A 16,082-nucleotide genomic window follows, 5' to 3' on the forward strand; every position below is an offset into this window, starting at 1 on the left:
TTACGGTAAAGCTGTAAACATGAAAGGTCGTCTGAAAACCTGTATTTAAAGGTGAACTGGCCCCCAAATCTTGGACACTCATAAAAGCCTATTCAGGCGCTCTGTGCAAGCTGGGTTCTGTATGCGACAGGACTCAGCTTTTTCAATTTCAGACTGCAACGCTCCCGGTTGTAGTAATCCATATAGTCATCTATCTGCTTCATCAATTCATCTACCGTCAATTCACCTGCGTTATAGAAACACTCCGTCTTCAACACCGCAAAGAAGCTTTCCATCGGCGCATTGTCCCAACAGTTCGCCTTTCGCGACATGCTTTGAACCATGGAATGCTCCGCAAGCAATTCCCTATACCCCGCCGTACGGTACAGCACACCTTGGTCCGAATGAAGCATCGTTCCTTTATCAGTCAGACGGGGGGCGGCTTTTTCGAGCATTTCCTTCACCATTTCGCTGTCGGCTCTGCGGCTCATGGCGTAGGCGACGATCTCGCGGTTGAACAAGTCCAAGATTGGCGAGAGGTACAGTTTGCCGTCCTTTCCTTTGAGTTCGGTAACGTCGGTCAGCCATTTTTCGTTGGGCTTTTCAGCTTTGAATAGGCGTTTGAGGAGGTGCTCCGATATCTCGCCCATGGCGGGATGGCGGTAGGCTTTTTTCGCCCGTATGAGGGCTTTCAGTTCCAACTGCTTCATCAACCGCGCCACTTTTTTGCGGTTCCAATCTAATGCGGCGGCAATGCGCCTTTGTCCGTAGCGTCCTTTATGCCGCCGGTAGGTTTCGACAAGGAGTGCTTTGTCGGCTGCGTCGGGATCGGGTCGGTCTTGGTGATGGTAGTAAAAGCTGCTTTTGGGCAGGTTTGCGATGTGCAGCAGGTATTTGAGCGGGTGTTGCGCCCTCAGTGTTTGGACGGTTTGGCTTTGTCCTTTTCGGTCTGTTTTTGGCTGAGGGCTTTTAACTCCTTTAGGTAGGCGACCTCTGCGCGCATATAGCACAACTCTTCGATAAGCTCTGCCTGCGTTTTTTCTTGGTCGGGTTTGTCGGCGATGAAGGGGTTTTTGCGGTGTTGGGGCATGGTTTTGGATTGGGGATGTTCGAGTGCGCCGATACCGCCTTCTTGATAGGCGCGTATCCATCGTCTCAGGTGGGTTCGGGAAATGCCGTAGTGGTCTGCGGTACGTTGTTGGCTGCGTATATGCAGGTAGTGGAGTACGGCTTGGTATTTGAAGTGTAATGTATAGTCAATTAAAAACAAAATGGTACAATACTCAATTTTTAAGGTCTAACCATGGCATACTCTGCGGACTTAAGAAACAAAGCTTTAAACTATTACGAACAATGCAAAAACATCAGCCAAACCGCAGCAACGTTTAACTTGTCAAGAAACACGCTTTACCTGTGGATTCGCCTTAAAAAACAAACAGGCAGCCTAAAACATCAAGTTACCGGTCTAAATGCCGTCAAATTGGATAGGCAAAAACTGGCTCAATATGTTGGGCAACACCCGGATGCCTATCTGCATGAAATCGCCAAACATTTTGATTGTACGCCAGCCGCCGTTTGCTATGCACTCAAACAGATGGGGATGACGCGCAAAAAAAGACCACCACTTACAAAGAACAAGACCCGGCCAAAGTAACGCATTATTTGACACAGCTGGCCGAATTTTCCGACTACCAACGCGTTTATTTGGATGAAACAGGATTTGACTGCTACCTGTTCCGTCCCTATGCCCGCAGCCCGAAAGGGCAAATAGTGAAAGCGCAGATAAGTGGAAAAAGATACCGACGCTTATCTCTGGTGTCCGCACAAGTCGGCAACCGGCTGATTGCTCCGATGGTTTATCAAAATACGATGACCGGAGTCTTTTTTGAAGCGTGGTTTCAGCAATGCCTACTGCTCGCATTGACTCAAAAATCGGTGATTATTTTAGATAATGCACGATTTCACCGTATGGGTGTCTTACGGGAAATGGCGGAAAAATGGGGACATAAGGTATTGCCTCTTGCACCTTATTCACCTGAGCTCAACCCGATTGAGAAGGTGTGGGCGAATATTAAGCGGTATCTGCGAACCGTATTGTCTGATTACGCCCGATTTGACGATGCGTTACTGTCCTATTTTGATTTTAATTGACTATATATTTGCTCATAAAAAAAACTGCACCTTGTGAGTTGGAGGGGATGTCCAACTTTTGGGGTGCAGTTCAAGGTTTTCAGACGACCTTTTTATAGTGGATTAAATTTAAATCAGGACAAGGCGACGAAGCCGCAGACAGTACAGATAGTACGGAACCGATTCACTTGGTGCTTCAGCACCTTAGAGAATCGTTCTCTTTGAGCTAAGGCGAGGTAACGCCGTCCTAGTTTAAAGTTAATCCACTATAATCTTCCAAGGCACCAACTTGCCTTTAACAAATAAACAAGAATAAGGACGAGGGGTCGGAACAACGAACCGCAGAGATAAGACAAGGCTGATTTATTTCATGCATTCTCCGCTCAGAAATCCTTTTTTAAACTTAGACGCCCCCTGACCTACCTTTAATTTATCTGTGCGTCTCATACGATATTGCGGCGCATTTGAAACAGTACAAAAAACTAAAGACCGTCCGAGAAACGGGCGGTCTTAGATATTGTGAGGAATTTCAGCATTATTCCTTAACGTGCTTTCGGTGTAGTCGGTGCAACTGGTTTTCCAGTGAACGAAGCACGTTTTGCGGCTTGAAAGATAGCCAATCGTCTACGATGTTGCATCATTATTTCCTTTCTTTTTCTATTATTTGGATTATTCCCGGTTCTATAAACCGGATGCCCTATCTATACCATTTATTTTTTCAAATAAAATATAGTACAGTTATTGTGAGATGCTATGGAGGACATCATAAATGCTTTATCCGTTGATGAACAGAGGATTTTTGTAAATTTATGATTTTATTCTTTAATCGGAAAATAAAAACGGACTGACCTGATTTGCCACAGCCAGTCCGTCTTTATATAGTGGATTAACTTTAAACCAGTACGGCGTTACCTCGCCTTAGCTCAAAGAGAACGATTCTCTAAGGTGCTGAAGCACCAAGTGAATCGGTTCCGTACTATCTGTACTGTCTGCGGCTTCGTCGCCTTGTCCTGATTTAAATTTAATCCACTATATTATTCCGTCAATAAATTTAATGCTTCCCGATATTTATCAACTGTTTTCTGAATAACATCGCTAGGGACGTCCGGTGCCGGAGCTTTTTTGTTCCAACCGCTTTGCTCCAACCAATCCCGAACAAATTGCTTGTCAAAAGACGGCGGATTAGTGCCGACTTGATATTGATCAGCCGGCCAAAAGCGGCTGGAATCGGGCGTCAGCACTTCATCCATCAGGGTTAATGTACCGTTTTCATCCAGCCCGAATTCAAATTTGGTATCGCATATGATGATACCGCGTGATTTTGCATATTCTGCGGCTTCCGTATAAAGCTGAATGGCTTTAGCGCGCACTTCAGCCGCCAACTCTTTACCGATAATGCGTTCGCATTCTTCAAAACTGATGTTTTCATCATGATCGCCGACGGCAGCCTTGGTGGACGGGGTAAAAATCACTTCCGGAAGCTGCTGCGCTTCTTTCATCCCTTCGGGAAGTTTGATGCCGCAGACAGAACCGTTTTTTTGGTAATCTTTCCACCCGCTGCCCGCCAAATAACCACGCACAATCGCCTCTACTTTGACAGGAGTCAGTTTTTTGGCGACAACCGCGCGTTTCTCGATGGCTTTGGCTTCATGTTCAGGCAACACGTCATAAACCGTATCGCCGGTAAAATGATTGGGCATGATATGCGCCAGTTTTTGAAACCAGAAATTGGAAATCTGCGTCAGAATTTCTCCTTTACCCGGAATCGGATTGTCTAAAATCACGTCAAATGCAGACAGTCGGTCGGATGCGACCATCAACATGCGCTTGCTGTCGATTTCGTATAAATCTCGCACTTTTCCAGAGTAAATCTTTTTCAAGCTGATTTCGGACATTTCAGGTTTCTCCCTTCGCTGACTCGGTTTAAACAGGATTCCGTTATTTTATCCGAATTTGGATTTTTGGGTCAGATTGTTTACAAAATAGGTCGTCTGAAAACGTTTTGCACGGATGCAGACGCTTTCAGACGACCTTATCAATCCTAAGTATAGCTAATCAGAGATTAGATGCTAGGAACTTGGGTTTGTTGTTGGATGCTGTTTACAGCTGACAGAGAGTAGTAATCGCCATGACCGGTTACTTCGTAAGTGCTGCCATCGGCAAACTTGAAGTTTTCGATCTTATGGTTGTTACCGGAGAACCAGTCGTCAATGGTAACAGTGTCACCGCCGCCGACAGATACGGTCAGGCTGTTGCCTGTTTTGCTCAACAACACGTCGGAAGCAGAAATACCTTTGCCGAATTGCAGGGTATCGTTACCGCTCTCGTCTTGGATGGTGTCGCGACCGTAACCTTTATCGAAGAAGTAGGTATCGTCGCCGGTACCACCGATCAGGACATCGTTGCCGATGCCGCCGTCGAGGTAGTCGTTACCGTCTTTACCAACCAGGCAGTCATCGCCTGCCAAGCCGTACAGGTGGTTGTTGCCGGAGTTACCGTTGATGTCGTTGTTCAGAGCGTTACCGGTACCGTTGAGGTTGCCGGAACCTTGCAAGAACAGGTGTTCAACGTTGTCGGTCAGGGTGTAGTCGATTACGCTGCGAACGGTATCGATACCGCCGCTGGCATTACCGTACTCGATAACTTGGTCGCCTTTGTGGTCAACAAAGTAAACATCGTTACCGTCACCACCACGCATGATGTCAGCGTCGGCACCACCGTTCAGGTAGTCGTTGCCTTCACCGCCTTGCAGGTAGTCTTTACCGCCTTCACCGTACAGGGAGTCACCGTTGTTACCGCCTTGCAGGGTGTCGTTACCGTCGCCGCCGTAAATTACGTCGGCACCGTCGCCACCATAAATCACGTCTTCGCCGCTTGTACCGTAAATGGTGTCTTTCTTATCGGTACCCACAGTTTTGGTTGCGCCGTTTTGATCTTTGTCGCACTCGTCAACACGGATGATGTTACCCGGATTTTTGTCGTCATGTCCGTAGGTATTGTGTTGGTTTTGATCGTCAACGCAATCTTTGCAGTCTTTATCGTTGGGTTTAGGCTGCGGTTTTGGTTGTGGTTTAGGTTGCGGCTGCGGTTGAGGCTGCGGTTGGGGTTTAGGCTGCGGCTGAGGTTGTGGCTGCGGCTTAGGTTGGGGTTGTGGGTGGGGTTGAGGTTGTGGTTTTGGCTCAACCGGTGGGCAGTAAGGATCAACATGCTTCGGAGGAACCGGTTTTGGAGCCGGTTTAGGGTAATAAGGTTTACCCGGGTTGCAGTTGAAATCGATAATGATGCATTTGTACGCAGGTTTCGGCGGAGGGCAGTAGGCACCATGACCGAATTTGCCGTGAGGCATTTTGAAGCCGTGTGAAGAGCCGTAGTTATGGAAACCGCCTTTGTAACCGAAACCGCCATGGCTCGGTGGGCAGTAAGGATTGTACGGTTTGACCGGAGGGCAATATGCGTTGAAGTGGCCTTTGGATGAGTAGCCGCCATAATGATAAGTCATAATAAATCACTCCCAGAATATAATTAAGAAGCATAGGCCTTTTGACAAAAATACAGACCAGCCAAACTGCCTACATTGTTATTTTAGTGATATTTCGCAGAAAACTTACATTCTCGTCGCTAACGGTAAAAATTTTGGATAAATGGAAATTTATTTTTCCATGATAATGAACAATATTACATTGGAAACCAACCCTGTTATTTTCATCATGACGCAATATAATGATTATTTTAACCAAATGAAAATACAATACGCCATAAAAATATTATTCATATATTTCAATAGTTTTTTAAGAATTGCTAGTTTTTACTCAATCCCGCTCATTTCTCATTCAATTGAAAATCTCCCTCCCATCCTTACCCATCAAGGTTTTATTGCATTATCATTTATTTTGACATACGAATATAATTTAAACTTTTTTACACTTTAATTTTCATCTTACAAAACAAACAGATAAATCACCGAACTATATCAATCTTGATTACCGGGCAATAATCCGTTGCAAAATGACAAAAGGGTCGTCTGAAAATACGTTTTTCAGACGACCCTTTTGGGTACCACTCAAATCCATTGGCTGCAAAACCGTATCAAAATTGCACCCGTTGCGCATTGGAAATTTCACGTTCATTCTCAATACTGAAATTTGCCCTTACATACTGCCCGAAAAGTTTCGCGGTCATACTTTGCGGGAAACGCCTCAACGTAGCGTTATAGGTGCGGACAGCCTGAATATAGTTATTCCTTGCTTGATTAATCCGGTTTTCCGCCTCTTCAAGACGCGTAGTCAGACGCTGATAATCCAAGCTTTCCGCCAAAAGCGGATAATGGTCTGAAATCAGCGTCATTTGTGTCAAAATTCCGCTCAATTCTCCCTGAACCTCCTGAAAACGCTTCAATTTCGCCGGGTTGGCAGCCTCCTCCAAATTCAGATTCATACGGACCGCCCGACTTTGAATGTCAGACAACTTGAACAAAATATCCTCTTCAGGGCCGGCATACGTCTTAACGACATTCGATAAATCGGACACCAATGCCGAACGCTGACCGTATTGCTTCATCACTTCCACCCAAGCATGTTTGATATCCTGTGCTTGAGCATGCATCACATAATAGCTGCGTCCGACAATACCTATTACCAATACTGCCAATACTATCGGCCACCATTTTTTCCACATCAACCACATACTCCGTGAATATACGCAACATTCCATACCGTATTCATTTTTTCAGACGACCCCAATCTGTATAAGAGGTCGTCTGAAAACCATCGGACAGTATATCTCTAAGCTTTCCCTATCCGGATAAAAATCAAACAAACAAAATTATTTTCAGATAATCGGTATCGCTGCGAAGTTTGCACTATAATATATCAGGCATTGGCAGACTCCCTACCGCATCGGATTTTTATAGTGGATTAACTTTAAACCAGTACGGCGTTGCCTCGCCTTAGCTCAAAGAGAACGATTCTCTAAGGTGCTGAAGCACCAAGTGAATCGGTTCCGTACTATCTGTACTGTCTGCGGCTTCGTCGCCTTGTCCTGATTTAAAGTTAATCCACTATATTATTCCTCTTGCAAAAATCAGCATGATTTCAGGTTTAAATCCGCTTTCCATCTCTTTCGGAAACAGGCGGGGTCGTCTGAAAATAGAAAATGGGAAGCATCTTCTGCCTTCATTTCTACGCAGGGATGATGCAGTTGAGATGTCCCAGCATGAATTTGCAAAAGGGTTATTTCACAAAATGGTCTTATTGGCGGGTCAAACATCTGCCCAACCGTCTTCCAATCTGTTTTGTTTTGAATGTACTGTTTCAGCGTTCCCGAATAATGAATTCGGATGCTTGCCCAAATCGTTCCAATTGCCGTCCTTTTAATCCGGCAATACTTTTTTAAAACTTTCAAACGAGGAGAAACCATATGCGAACCCTGTTAACCGGTTCAAAAGGACAATTGGCGCGTTGCTTTCGCGACCGCCTGCCTGAAAATTGGGAATTGATTGCCACCGATTCGACATCCTTGGATATTACAGATACCGAAGCCGTTCGCAATATGGTTCAAAACTTCCAACCCGACGCCATAGTCAATGCAGCGGCCTTTACCGCAGTCGATAAAGCAGAGGCTCATGTCAGTACCGCATTTGCCGTCAATGCCACCGCCGTCCACAACCTCGCCTCTGCCGCCCGCGCCTGCCAAGCCCGCTTTATCCATATCTCTACGGACTATGTGTTCGACGGCACAAACAAGACCCCATACAAAGAGCAAGACTATACCAACCCGCAAAGCGTGTATGGGCGCACTAAAGTCTCAGGCGAACTGCTCGCCTTGGCAGCCAATCCGGACAGCGTCATCATCCGTACCTCATGGTTATTCAGCGAATACGGCAACAACTTTGTCAAAACCATGATCAGACTGGCCGGAGAACGGGACAATCTCTCCATTGTTCATGACCAAACAGGCAGTCCTACTTATGCCGGCGACCTTGCCCAAGCCATCATTACTTTGCTGCAGCAACCCGTTGCCCCACGGGGTATTTATCACTACGGCGGCAATAAATCGGTAACATGGTATGAATTTGCCCAAGCCATTTTCCAAGCAGCGCAACAGCAAGACCCTGATTTTAAAATTCCACAACTGAACGCCATCACGACCGACCAATACCCCCTACCCGCCCCGCGTCCTGCTTACAGCATTATGGACTGCCAAAAAATAGAAAACGAATGCGGCATCAAGGCATCCGATTGGCAAAAAGCGTTAAATGAAATCATCGGCAAGCTGGATAACTGATCAGCACCCTCTGCCAGATAAAACAAAAGACCGCAAAAACGAAGCGGTCTTTTGTTTTACTCAGGATATACTGGCAGCAGAACAGAAATGTCGTATCACCATTACCAACTCTTTCTCGTAAGGTCGTCTGAAATTTCAGACGACCTATAGTAGATTAAATTTAAATCAGGACAAGGCGACGAAGCCGCAGACAGTACAGATAGTACGGAACCGATTCACTTGGTGCTTCAGCACCTTAGAGAATCGTTCTCTTTGAGCTAAGGCGAGGCAACGCCGTACTGGTTTAAAGTTAATCCACTATATCAACTCTTTCTCATAAGGTCGTCTGAAATTTCAGACGACGTATTCAGTCGATAACACCCAATTCCTGTAATCCCCGCAACACCCCATCCTCGTCCACACTCGGGCATACAAATTTTGCCACAGCCTTCGCCTCAGCCTCGCCATTCCCCATTGCCACTCCAAATCCGACAGTAGACAACATTTCCAAGTCGTTGAAGCTGTCGCCAAATGCCATAACATCCTTCATTTCAATCCCCAGCTTACCTACGGCATGAGCAATTCCCCTTGCCTTAGAACCTTCAGAACGAAGCATATCCATGGCACATTCATGCCACCGAACCAATTTAAATCCGTTTTGTTGAATTTCATCTTCAATGGCGCGTTCTTGATTGGAATCCGCAAAGATCAGCATTTGATACACTTTTGCCCGATGAAAATATTCTTTATCCATCAAAAAATCGGGAAAAATATGCGCCAATGCATCTTTAACAAGCGATGAAGGGCTGGAAACCGCAATTTCATTGTTATTCACAAAGGCGTAATCAATATTTTTATTGTCCAACGACGCGCATATTTCCATCATATTCGCAGAATCCATCGGATATTCCTGCAATACTTCCCCGTGAAACGACGTATATTGCCCATTAATGGTCACCAGCATATCGATTCCGCTTTCACGGATCAGCTCCTGCACTTTTTTCGGAATAGCCGCAGGAGGACGACCCGTTGCAATCGCGGTCAATATCCCTTTCTCTTTCAACGCCGCCATTGCTTTATAAACGGAAGGCCTCAGGGTATCGGTATATTTCCGATAGAGGGTGTCATCAATATCAAAGAAGATAATTTTCGGATTTTTCATAAGCAGGCAAACAAAAGTTTCATCATTTCAAAGTTCGGCTATTGTACCGTCAACCTAATCAAAAGAATATCTGCCTGATATATAGTGGATTAACTTTAAACCAGTACGGTGTTACCTCGCCTTAGCTCAAAGAGAACGATTCTCTAAGGTGCTGAAGCACCAAGTGAATCGGTTCCGTACTATCTGTACTGTCTGCGGCTTCGTCGCCTTGTCCTGATTTAAAGTTAATCCACTATATTTAAACATTCATGACCACAAGCAACCAGAGTTTTATCTTTTTCGGAGATACAAAAAAGACAAGCCCCTGAAAAATCAGGGGCTTGTCAAAATCTGGCACGCCCACGGGGAATCGAACCCCGGTTACCGCCGTGAAAGGGCGATGTCCTAACCGCTAGACGATGGGCGCAGAAATTTTCTATTGGCGCACCCGGAGCGATTCGAACGCCCGACCCTCTGGTTCGTAGCCAGATACTCTATCCAACTGAGCTACGGGTGCGCTGAAAGAAAGATTTGGATTATATTTTCCCATATATGACTTGTCAAGGGTTTTCTTGGATAAACGATGTGCAAAGTGTAGAATACTGCCCTGTTGTGTGAATTTTCAGGAATTTAGGATGTTTCATCTTTCTCGCTGGTTGAGATTATCGGAAGCTTTTACCCGATTGAACCGCCCTGTTGTGGTCGTTGATTTAGAATCTACCGGCGGCAATCTGTATCAAGACAGAGTGACGGAAATTGCTTTTCTGCGCTTTGAAAACGGCCGGGTAGAACATTACGAACAATTGATCAACCCAGGGAAGCCGATTCCTGAATTTGTCGTCCAACTGACCGGCATTACCAACGAAATGGTGGCGCAGGCTCCCGCTTTCGACCAAATCGCCTCCGACATACTGCCTTTACTGCGCGGCTCTTTGATTGTGGCGCACAACAGCCGTTTCGACTACACCTTCCTGCGTCATGAATTTTGTCGGGCAGGCATCGATTTTGCCGCTCCGGCATTATGCACCGTCCAACTGTCCCGCCGTCTGTACCCTCAATTTTATAAACACAATCTTGACAGTATTATCAGCAGGATGGGAATCCAAACGGACGATCGTCACCGTGCATTGGCCGATGTTTTGGCGCTTGCCGATTATTTGGAACACAGCCTGAAAGAGAAAACCTCCGATGAATGGGACAATCATTGCCGTGCGTTGATGAATCCAAAAATACTGCCGACGCAGCTATCCGATTCTTTGACGGCAAAACTCTATTCATTACCCGATACGGTAGGCGTACTTGTCTGGTTTGACCATTCAGGAAAAGTGCTGTCCGTCGAGGCGTATGAAAAAACGTATAGCGAAATCGCCGCCCTACTCCACAGCAAAGAAGGCTTGCACTATATTCAAAATGCCGCAGATGTGAAATTCATCCCCGCAGTAGGTAGCCTGCATGCCTTGTGGTTGAAAGCTCAGGTTATGCAGGAATATCAAGGGGAGTTATCTGCACCATTTCCCCTCAAGCAATTGAATCCCAAAACATTTATGACTGTTAAGTTCATACCCGACGAACATGGCGTACTGAAGGCACGAATTGTGCCGCTAGACAACGGCAGCAGCACCACCCGCCCTTACGGCTTATTTATCCACAAAAAAGCAGCAAAACGCGCATTGAACATCTGGGCGCAAGAACACAATTTCTGTCCCGATGCCTTAAACATTTTGCCAGTCAGTCACGCAAAGGGAGCGTTATGCCCCGTGCAGGCTGTCGGCAAGTGCCATGGGACATGCCATAAAGGTGACGGAATCGAAGAACAAAATACCCGAATTCATGCCATGGCATCCAAGCTGCCTGTTGCCGACTGGGGGAAAGTGCATGAAGTGGAAATCACGGAAACAGACGAATTATCAGGCCGCAGCGTCATCATGCGCTGCGCCGGAGGCGCTTTGGAACTGCCGAACGGACACTGGTATTTCGACAACCTGCTGCCGTCTATATTAAAAATTAAATTCAAACGAGACAGACAAAATATCCGCGTTATCGCTTGAGTAATTGACGTAAGTGGACAAACAAAGAGGTCGTCTGAAAACCAAGTTAGCGTTTGAACTGGCCCCCAAATCTTGGACACTCATAAAAGCCTATTCAGGCGCTCTGTGCAAGCTGGGTTCTGTATGCGACAGGACTCAGCTTTTTCAATTTCAAACTGCAACGCTCCCGGTTGTAGTAATCCATATAGTCATCTATCTGCTTCATCAATTCATCTACCGTCAATTCACCTGCGTTATAGAAACACTCCGTCTTTAACACCGCAAAGAAGCTTTCCATCGGCGCATTGTCCCAACAGTTCGCCTTTCGCGACATGCTTTGAACCATGGAATGCTCCGCAAGCAATTCCCTATACCCCGCCGTACGGTACAGCACACCTTGGTCCGAATGAAGCATCGTTCCTTTATCAGTCAGACGGGGGGCGGCTTTTTCGAGCATTTCCTTCACCATTTCGCTGTTGGCATTGCGGCTCATGGCGTAGGCGACGATTTCCCGGTTGAACAAGTCCAAGATCGGCGAGAGGTACAGTTTGCCGTCCTTCCCTTTGAGTTCGGTAACGTCGGTCAGCCATTTTTCGTTGGGCTTTTCAGCTTTGAATAGGCGTTTGAGGAGGTTTTCCGATATTTCGCCCATGGCGGGATGGCGGTAGGCTTTTTTCGCCCGTATGAGGGCTTTCAGTTCCAACTGCTTCATCAACCGCGCCACTTTTTTGCGGTTCCAACCCAATGCGGCGGCAATGCGCCTTTGCCCGTAGCGTCCTTTATGCCGCCGGTAGGTTTCGACAAGGAGGGCTTTGTCGGCTGCGTCGGGATCGGGTCGGTCTTGGTGATGGTAGTAAAAGCTGCTTTTGGGCAGGTTTGCGATGTGCAGCAGGTATTTGAGCGGGTGTTGCGCCCTCAGTGTTTGGACGGTTTGGCTTTGTCCTTTTCGGTCTGTTTTTGGCTGAGGGCTTTTAACTCCTTTAGGTAGGCGACCTCTGCGCGCATATAGCACAACTCTTCGATAAGCTCTGCCTGTGTTTTTTCTTGATCGGGTTTATCTGCGATGAAGGGGTTTTTGCGGTGTTGGGGCATGGTTTTGGATTGGGGATGTTCGAGTGCGCCGATACCGCCTTCTTGATAGGCGCGTATCCATCGTCTCAGGTGGGTTCGGGAAATGCCGTAGTGGTCTGCGGTACGTTGTTGGCTGCGTATATGCAGGTAGTGGAGTACGGCTTGGTATTTGAAGTGTAATGTATATTTGCTCATAAAAAAAACTGCACCTTGTGAGTTGGAGGGGATGTCCAACTTTTGGGGTGCAGTTCAGTTTTCAGACGACCTTTTTCATTACTGAGAATTATTCAAGTCTACGGTTTATCACAGCTTTTCAAATATAGTGGATTAAATTTAAATCAGGACAAGGCGACGAAGCCGCAGACAGTACAGATAGTACGGAACCGATTCACTTGGTGCTTCAGCACCTTAGAGAATCGTTCTCTTTGAGCTAGGCGAGGCAACGCCGTACTGGTTTAAATTTAATCCACTATACAAAACCTCAATCCGTCATAAGATTTATTGAGCCATCCTTTTAGATACCCGAGAAGGAACGGAGGCTTTCTCCCCTGTTTTCTTTATTTGGGAGAGGTATTTTTTATAAAATATTTTCGCATTCCGTTTATCTTTTGAATCCCAATACGCATCTGCAATATTTAAGTATGCAACAGTTCTATCTGGGGATGTCTTAATAATCTTATGTAAGAGATATATTGCAGACTGATGATACTCCTGATTATTAAGATAAAATGCAATATTATTATATGTTGCAATATTTTTCTGATTAATCGGGTATCTGCCAAGATACCAATCCATTCTACTTTTATCTATATCAAAACCCGAGTGGTCTTTGACATATTCTTCTAAATCGTCCAATGTATTTTCAAGTGCATAAAAAGTTCTACATTTCTCACCATGCATCTTTAAAACAGTCTGCCTATCATAATCTTTTATGGGTTTATGGATATTTTTTCTGCACTCTAAAGATTTAACGTCAAAATCTTCCTTATACAGACTAATCGTTTTCAATTTATCTAAAATTAATAACTTCCCATTCCTCTTTATGTAATATTCTTCATAAAACCTTCCGCCAAAATCATCAACCCTAACGACAATAAAATCGCCCTCCTCATAAGACGTAATATTTTCCTTCTTTACGTCACTAAAAAAATTATTTATTTCAATCGATTGCCTTTTATCTCCAATTGGTTCGTAATTATTGGCGCTTACTGACACAGGAAATAACAATATGAATAAATACAAACCGATTTTTTTCATTTTCTTTTTACTCTTTCTAAATCCACAGATACAGCAATAAAGACAAACAAAGAAGATTGATGATTTTTACTGCAACTGAACAGCTCCGAACCTCAGAAAAAAGACGGAACAGACAAATCAAATTGCTTCAGTAAACCGATGGTTTCATAAACGGGCAGCCCCATTACGCCGGTAAAGCTGCCTTGCAAATACTCGACAAACACGCCGCCCAAGCCTTGGATTCCGTATGCACCGGCTTTATCCATCGGTTCGCCGCTTTGAATGTAGGCAAGGATTTCGTCAGGGGATAAGGTTTTGAAACGCACATCGCTGGTTTGCAAGACGCTGCTCGTTTCGCCTTGCCAATACACGCATACGGCGGTTAGTACTTGATGGGTTTGCCCTGACAGCTGTCCAAGCATTGTAGCGGCATGCTCTTGGGTTTCGGGTTTGCCGAGGATATGGTTTTGATAGGCAACGGTGGTATCGGCGGTCAGAATGGGAAATTCGGGCGGCGTATCATGTTGTTCAAACCATTGGGCGACGGCGGCTGCGTTCTTTTCGTTCGCCATACGCTGAACATAATCGGCGGCATTTTCGTCAGGAAACGGCGTTTCATCGATATCGGCGGGAATGCGTTGAATTTGGTAGCCTAAGTTTTCAAGGATTTCGCGGCGGCGCGGGCTGCCGGAGGCAAGATAAAGTGTCTGCATAAGTTTTCAGATATTTGAGATACGGATTTTGGGGATTTAATCGATAAGGCGAATAGGCATACGGAAAGGTCGTCTGAAAATTTTCAGACGACCTTTCCAATCGTTAATCGTGTTGATCCAATTGATAAATTTGGGCAACGGCATCGACCAGATTGCTGTTTTCCGAGCCTGCCTTATTGAGGGTTTGAGTGGGAGAGTGGAGGAGTTTGTTGGTCAATTGGATGGAGAGCCGCTCCAATACCTCTTCCGCCGATGCGCCTTTGGCAAGCTGTTTCATCGCATTTTCCAAAACCTGCCTGCGGGCGCGTTCGCCTTCGTCACGCAGGGCGCGGATAAGGGGGACGCTTTGGCGGCTTTGTTGTTGGCGGACAAACTCACCGACCTTTTTCTCCACCATAGCTTCGGCTTCGGCAGCCGCTTTTTGGCGGGCCTCCTTGCCGTTTTGGACGATGCCCATCATGTCATCAACAGTGTAAAGATAAGCGTCGCCCAGTTCCCCCACTTCGGCTTCGATATCGCGCGGAACGGCAAGGTCGAGCAGAAACATGGGCATATTGAGACGCAGGCGCAATGCGCGTTCCACCATGCCTTTGCCGACCAACGGGAGCTGGCTGGCGGTAGAGGAAACGACGACATCGTATTCGTGCAAAATGTCGGGCAACTCTGTCAACAGGCAAGGCTCGGCATTTAGTCCGAGTTTGTCGCACAACTCTTGGGCGCGCGGCAGGGTACGGTTGGCAACAGTAATGAGTTTGGGATTTTTGGCGGCGAAATAGGTGGCGACCAATTCAATCATTTCGCCCGCGCCGATAAATAGAACGTTCAGATCGCCGATATCGGGAAAAATCTGTTCGGCAAGCTTGACGGATGCGGAAGCCATCGAAACGGAATTCTCGCCGACGGCAGTGTCGGTACGCACTTCTTTGGCAACGGCAAACGTTTTTTGAAACAATGCGTTGAGGTTGGTATTGATGCTTTCTTGTTCTTGGGCGACACGCACGGCATCTTTAATCTGTCCCAAAATCTGCGGCTCGCCCAATACCATAGAATCCAATCCGCAGGCGACGCGGAAAGCGTGGCGGATGGTTTCGTTGTTGTCCAAGGTATAAAGATAGGGGCGGATTTCTTCGGCGGGCAGGTTGTGGTATTGCGCCAGCCATTCGATGATTTGCTCGGTTTCGCCGACGCAGTAAAGCTCGGTGCGGTTGCAGGTCGATAGAATTACTGCCTCCTTCGCTGCTTTGCTTCGAGCAAGGTTGCGGACGGCTTCGGGCAGGCTTGCTGCGGTGAATGCCAGCTTCTCGCGTATACTCAAAGGCGCAGTTTGGTGGTTGAGTCCGACGGCGGTAAGTTGCATGGGATAAGGGGGAGAGATGGTATGTGTCGGCGGGTATTATAGCTTAACTTGACTTTGAAATGAATGTGTTGGCTTCCAAACAAACAGTGCGATTGGCAAAATTTAGATTACCAAGGGTCGTCTGAAAACATCAGATTCATATAACGAAATCATCTTTAAATCGAACA

The 16,082-nt window shown here is 46.3% G+C and carries 14 protein-coding genes and 2 tRNA genes; 3 read left to right on the forward strand and 13 right to left on the reverse strand.

Annotated elements, in window-relative coordinates; translation table 11 throughout:
* Positions 1 to 92: 92 nt before the first annotated feature.
* Together MON40_RS09800 and MON40_RS09805 are read right to left on the reverse strand one after the other, a co-directional pair.
* Positions 93 to 989, reverse strand: coding sequence for an IS3 family transposase (locus tag MON40_RS09800; protein WP_242925875.1), 897 nt, complete (start codon positions 987 to 989; stop codon positions 93 to 95).
* Positions 893 to 1,249, reverse strand: a complete 357-nt coding sequence (locus tag MON40_RS09805; protein ID WP_242925892.1) for a helix-turn-helix domain-containing protein — start codon at positions 1,247 to 1,249, stop codon at positions 893 to 895. The genes MON40_RS09800 and MON40_RS09805 overlap by 97 nt, the downstream gene beginning before the upstream one ends.
* 33 nt (positions 1,250 to 1,282) lie before the next feature.
* Here MON40_RS09805 and MON40_RS09810 point away from each other — a divergent pair.
* Positions 1,283 to 2,130 (forward strand): IS630 family transposase gene (locus MON40_RS09810; RefSeq protein WP_242925893.1). Its coding sequence is split into 2 segments (ribosomal slippage): positions 1,283 to 1,598 and positions 1,598 to 2,130, totalling 849 coding nucleotides; the frame shifts between segments, so codons are not numbered across the junction.
* 1,013 nt (positions 2,131 to 3,143) lie between these two features.
* Here the strand turns inward: MON40_RS09810 and MON40_RS09815 are convergent.
* The 3 genes from MON40_RS09815 to MON40_RS09825 form a co-directional block, all read right to left on the reverse strand.
* The gene (locus MON40_RS09815; RefSeq protein WP_003761452.1) at positions 3,144 to 4,004 is read right to left on the reverse strand and encodes a phosphoribosylaminoimidazolesuccinocarboxamide synthase; all 861 of its coding nucleotides are present in this window, start codon (positions 4,002 to 4,004) and stop codon (positions 3,144 to 3,146) included.
* A gap of 167 nt (positions 4,005 to 4,171) precedes the next feature.
* Positions 4,172 to 5,608, reverse strand: coding sequence for a calcium-binding protein (locus MON40_RS09820; protein ID WP_242925894.1), 1,437 nt, complete (start codon positions 5,606 to 5,608; stop codon positions 4,172 to 4,174).
* A gap of 587 nt (positions 5,609 to 6,195) precedes the next feature.
* Entirely contained in the window at positions 6,196 to 6,783 is a 588-nt protein-coding gene (locus tag MON40_RS09825; protein ID WP_242925895.1) for a LemA family protein, read from the reverse strand.
* Between the two features lie 741 nt (positions 6,784 to 7,524).
* Here MON40_RS09825 and rfbD point away from each other — a divergent pair.
* Positions 7,525 to 8,391 (forward strand): dTDP-4-dehydrorhamnose reductase, encoded by an 867-nt coding sequence (gene rfbD, locus MON40_RS09830; protein ID WP_003777430.1) that lies wholly within the window; start codon positions 7,525 to 7,527, stop codon positions 8,389 to 8,391.
* Between the two features lie 346 nt (positions 8,392 to 8,737).
* On the opposite strand, the gene MON40_RS09835 is transcribed toward rfbD, so the two are convergent.
* From MON40_RS09835 to MON40_RS09845, 3 genes are all read right to left on the reverse strand, one after another.
* Complete coding sequence (locus MON40_RS09835; protein WP_003777428.1) at positions 8,738 to 9,532, reverse strand: Cof-type HAD-IIB family hydrolase; 795 nt, start codon at positions 9,530 to 9,532, stop codon at positions 8,738 to 8,740.
* 331 nt (positions 9,533 to 9,863) lie between these two features.
* Positions 9,864 to 9,938: transfer RNA gene (locus MON40_RS09840), tRNA-Glu, on the reverse strand.
* 13 nt (positions 9,939 to 9,951) lie between these two features.
* Positions 9,952 to 10,028: transfer RNA gene (locus tag MON40_RS09845), tRNA-Arg, on the reverse strand.
* 118 nt (positions 10,029 to 10,146) lie between these two features.
* Between MON40_RS09845 and MON40_RS09850 the strand changes: the two genes are divergently transcribed.
* Positions 10,147 to 11,559, forward strand: coding sequence for a 3'-5' exonuclease family protein (locus MON40_RS09850; protein WP_003777427.1), 1,413 nt, complete (start codon positions 10,147 to 10,149; stop codon positions 11,557 to 11,559).
* A gap of 94 nt (positions 11,560 to 11,653) precedes the next feature.
* Here the strand turns inward: MON40_RS09850 and MON40_RS09855 are convergent, their stop codons facing one another.
* From MON40_RS09855 to hemA, 5 genes are all read right to left on the reverse strand, one after another.
* Positions 11,654 to 12,550, reverse strand: coding sequence for an IS3 family transposase (locus tag MON40_RS09855; protein ID WP_242925896.1), 897 nt, complete (start codon positions 12,548 to 12,550; stop codon positions 11,654 to 11,656).
* Entirely contained in the window at positions 12,454 to 12,804 is a 351-nt protein-coding gene (locus MON40_RS09860) for a helix-turn-helix domain-containing protein (protein WP_003756443.1), read from the reverse strand. The genes MON40_RS09855 and MON40_RS09860 overlap by 97 nt, the downstream gene beginning before the upstream one ends.
* Positions 12,805 to 13,107: 303 nt before the next feature.
* Entirely contained in the window at positions 13,108 to 13,866 is a 759-nt protein-coding gene (locus MON40_RS09865; RefSeq protein WP_003777425.1) for a tetratricopeptide repeat protein, read from the reverse strand.
* 92 nt (positions 13,867 to 13,958) lie between these two features.
* The gene (locus MON40_RS09870; protein WP_003777423.1) at positions 13,959 to 14,558 is read right to left on the reverse strand and encodes a Maf family protein; all 600 of its coding nucleotides are present in this window, start codon (positions 14,556 to 14,558) and stop codon (positions 13,959 to 13,961) included.
* Between the two features lie 103 nt (positions 14,559 to 14,661).
* Positions 14,662 to 15,915, reverse strand: coding sequence for a glutamyl-tRNA reductase (gene hemA, locus MON40_RS09875; RefSeq protein ID WP_003777421.1), 1,254 nt, complete (start codon positions 15,913 to 15,915; stop codon positions 14,662 to 14,664).
* Positions 15,916 to 16,082: the final 167 nt, after the last annotated feature.

Source organism: Neisseria macacae ATCC 33926 (assembly GCF_022749495.1).
Classification (GTDB): domain Bacteria; phylum Pseudomonadota; class Gammaproteobacteria; order Burkholderiales; family Neisseriaceae; genus Neisseria; species Neisseria macacae.

What these genes read in the sequence shown, in the direction of transcription:
- MON40_RS09820 (WP_242925894.1), bottom strand. Translation starts at nt 5,608, where the DNA reads ATGACTTATCATTATGGCGGCTACTCATCCAAAGGCCACTTCAACGCA.
- MON40_RS09860 (WP_003756443.1), bottom strand. Translation starts at nt 12,804, where the DNA reads ATGAGCAAATATACATTACACTTCAAATACCAAGCCGTACTCCACTAC.
- MON40_RS09850 (WP_003777427.1), top strand. Translation starts at nt 10,147, where the DNA reads ATGTTTCATCTTTCTCGCTGGTTGAGATTATCGGAAGCTTTTACCCGA.
- MON40_RS09865 (WP_003777425.1), bottom strand. Translation starts at nt 13,866, where the DNA reads ATGAAAAAAATCGGTTTGTATTTATTCATATTGTTATTTCCTGTGTCA.
- MON40_RS09870 (WP_003777423.1), bottom strand. Translation starts at nt 14,558, where the DNA reads ATGCAGACACTTTATCTTGCCTCCGGCAGCCCGCGCCGCCGCGAAATC.
- MON40_RS09835 (WP_003777428.1), bottom strand. Translation starts at nt 9,532, where the DNA reads ATGAAAAATCCGAAAATTATCTTCTTTGATATTGATGACACCCTCTAT.
- rfbD (WP_003777430.1), top strand. Translation starts at nt 7,525, where the DNA reads ATGCGAACCCTGTTAACCGGTTCAAAAGGACAATTGGCGCGTTGCTTT.
- hemA (WP_003777421.1), bottom strand. Translation starts at nt 15,915, where the DNA reads ATGCAACTTACCGCCGTCGGACTCAACCACCAAACTGCGCCTTTGAGT.
- MON40_RS09815 (WP_003761452.1), bottom strand. Translation starts at nt 4,004, where the DNA reads ATGTCCGAAATCAGCTTGAAAAAGATTTACTCTGGAAAAGTGCGAGAT.
- MON40_RS09825 (WP_242925895.1), bottom strand. Translation starts at nt 6,783, where the DNA reads ATGTGGAAAAAATGGTGGCCGATAGTATTGGCAGTATTGGTAATAGGT.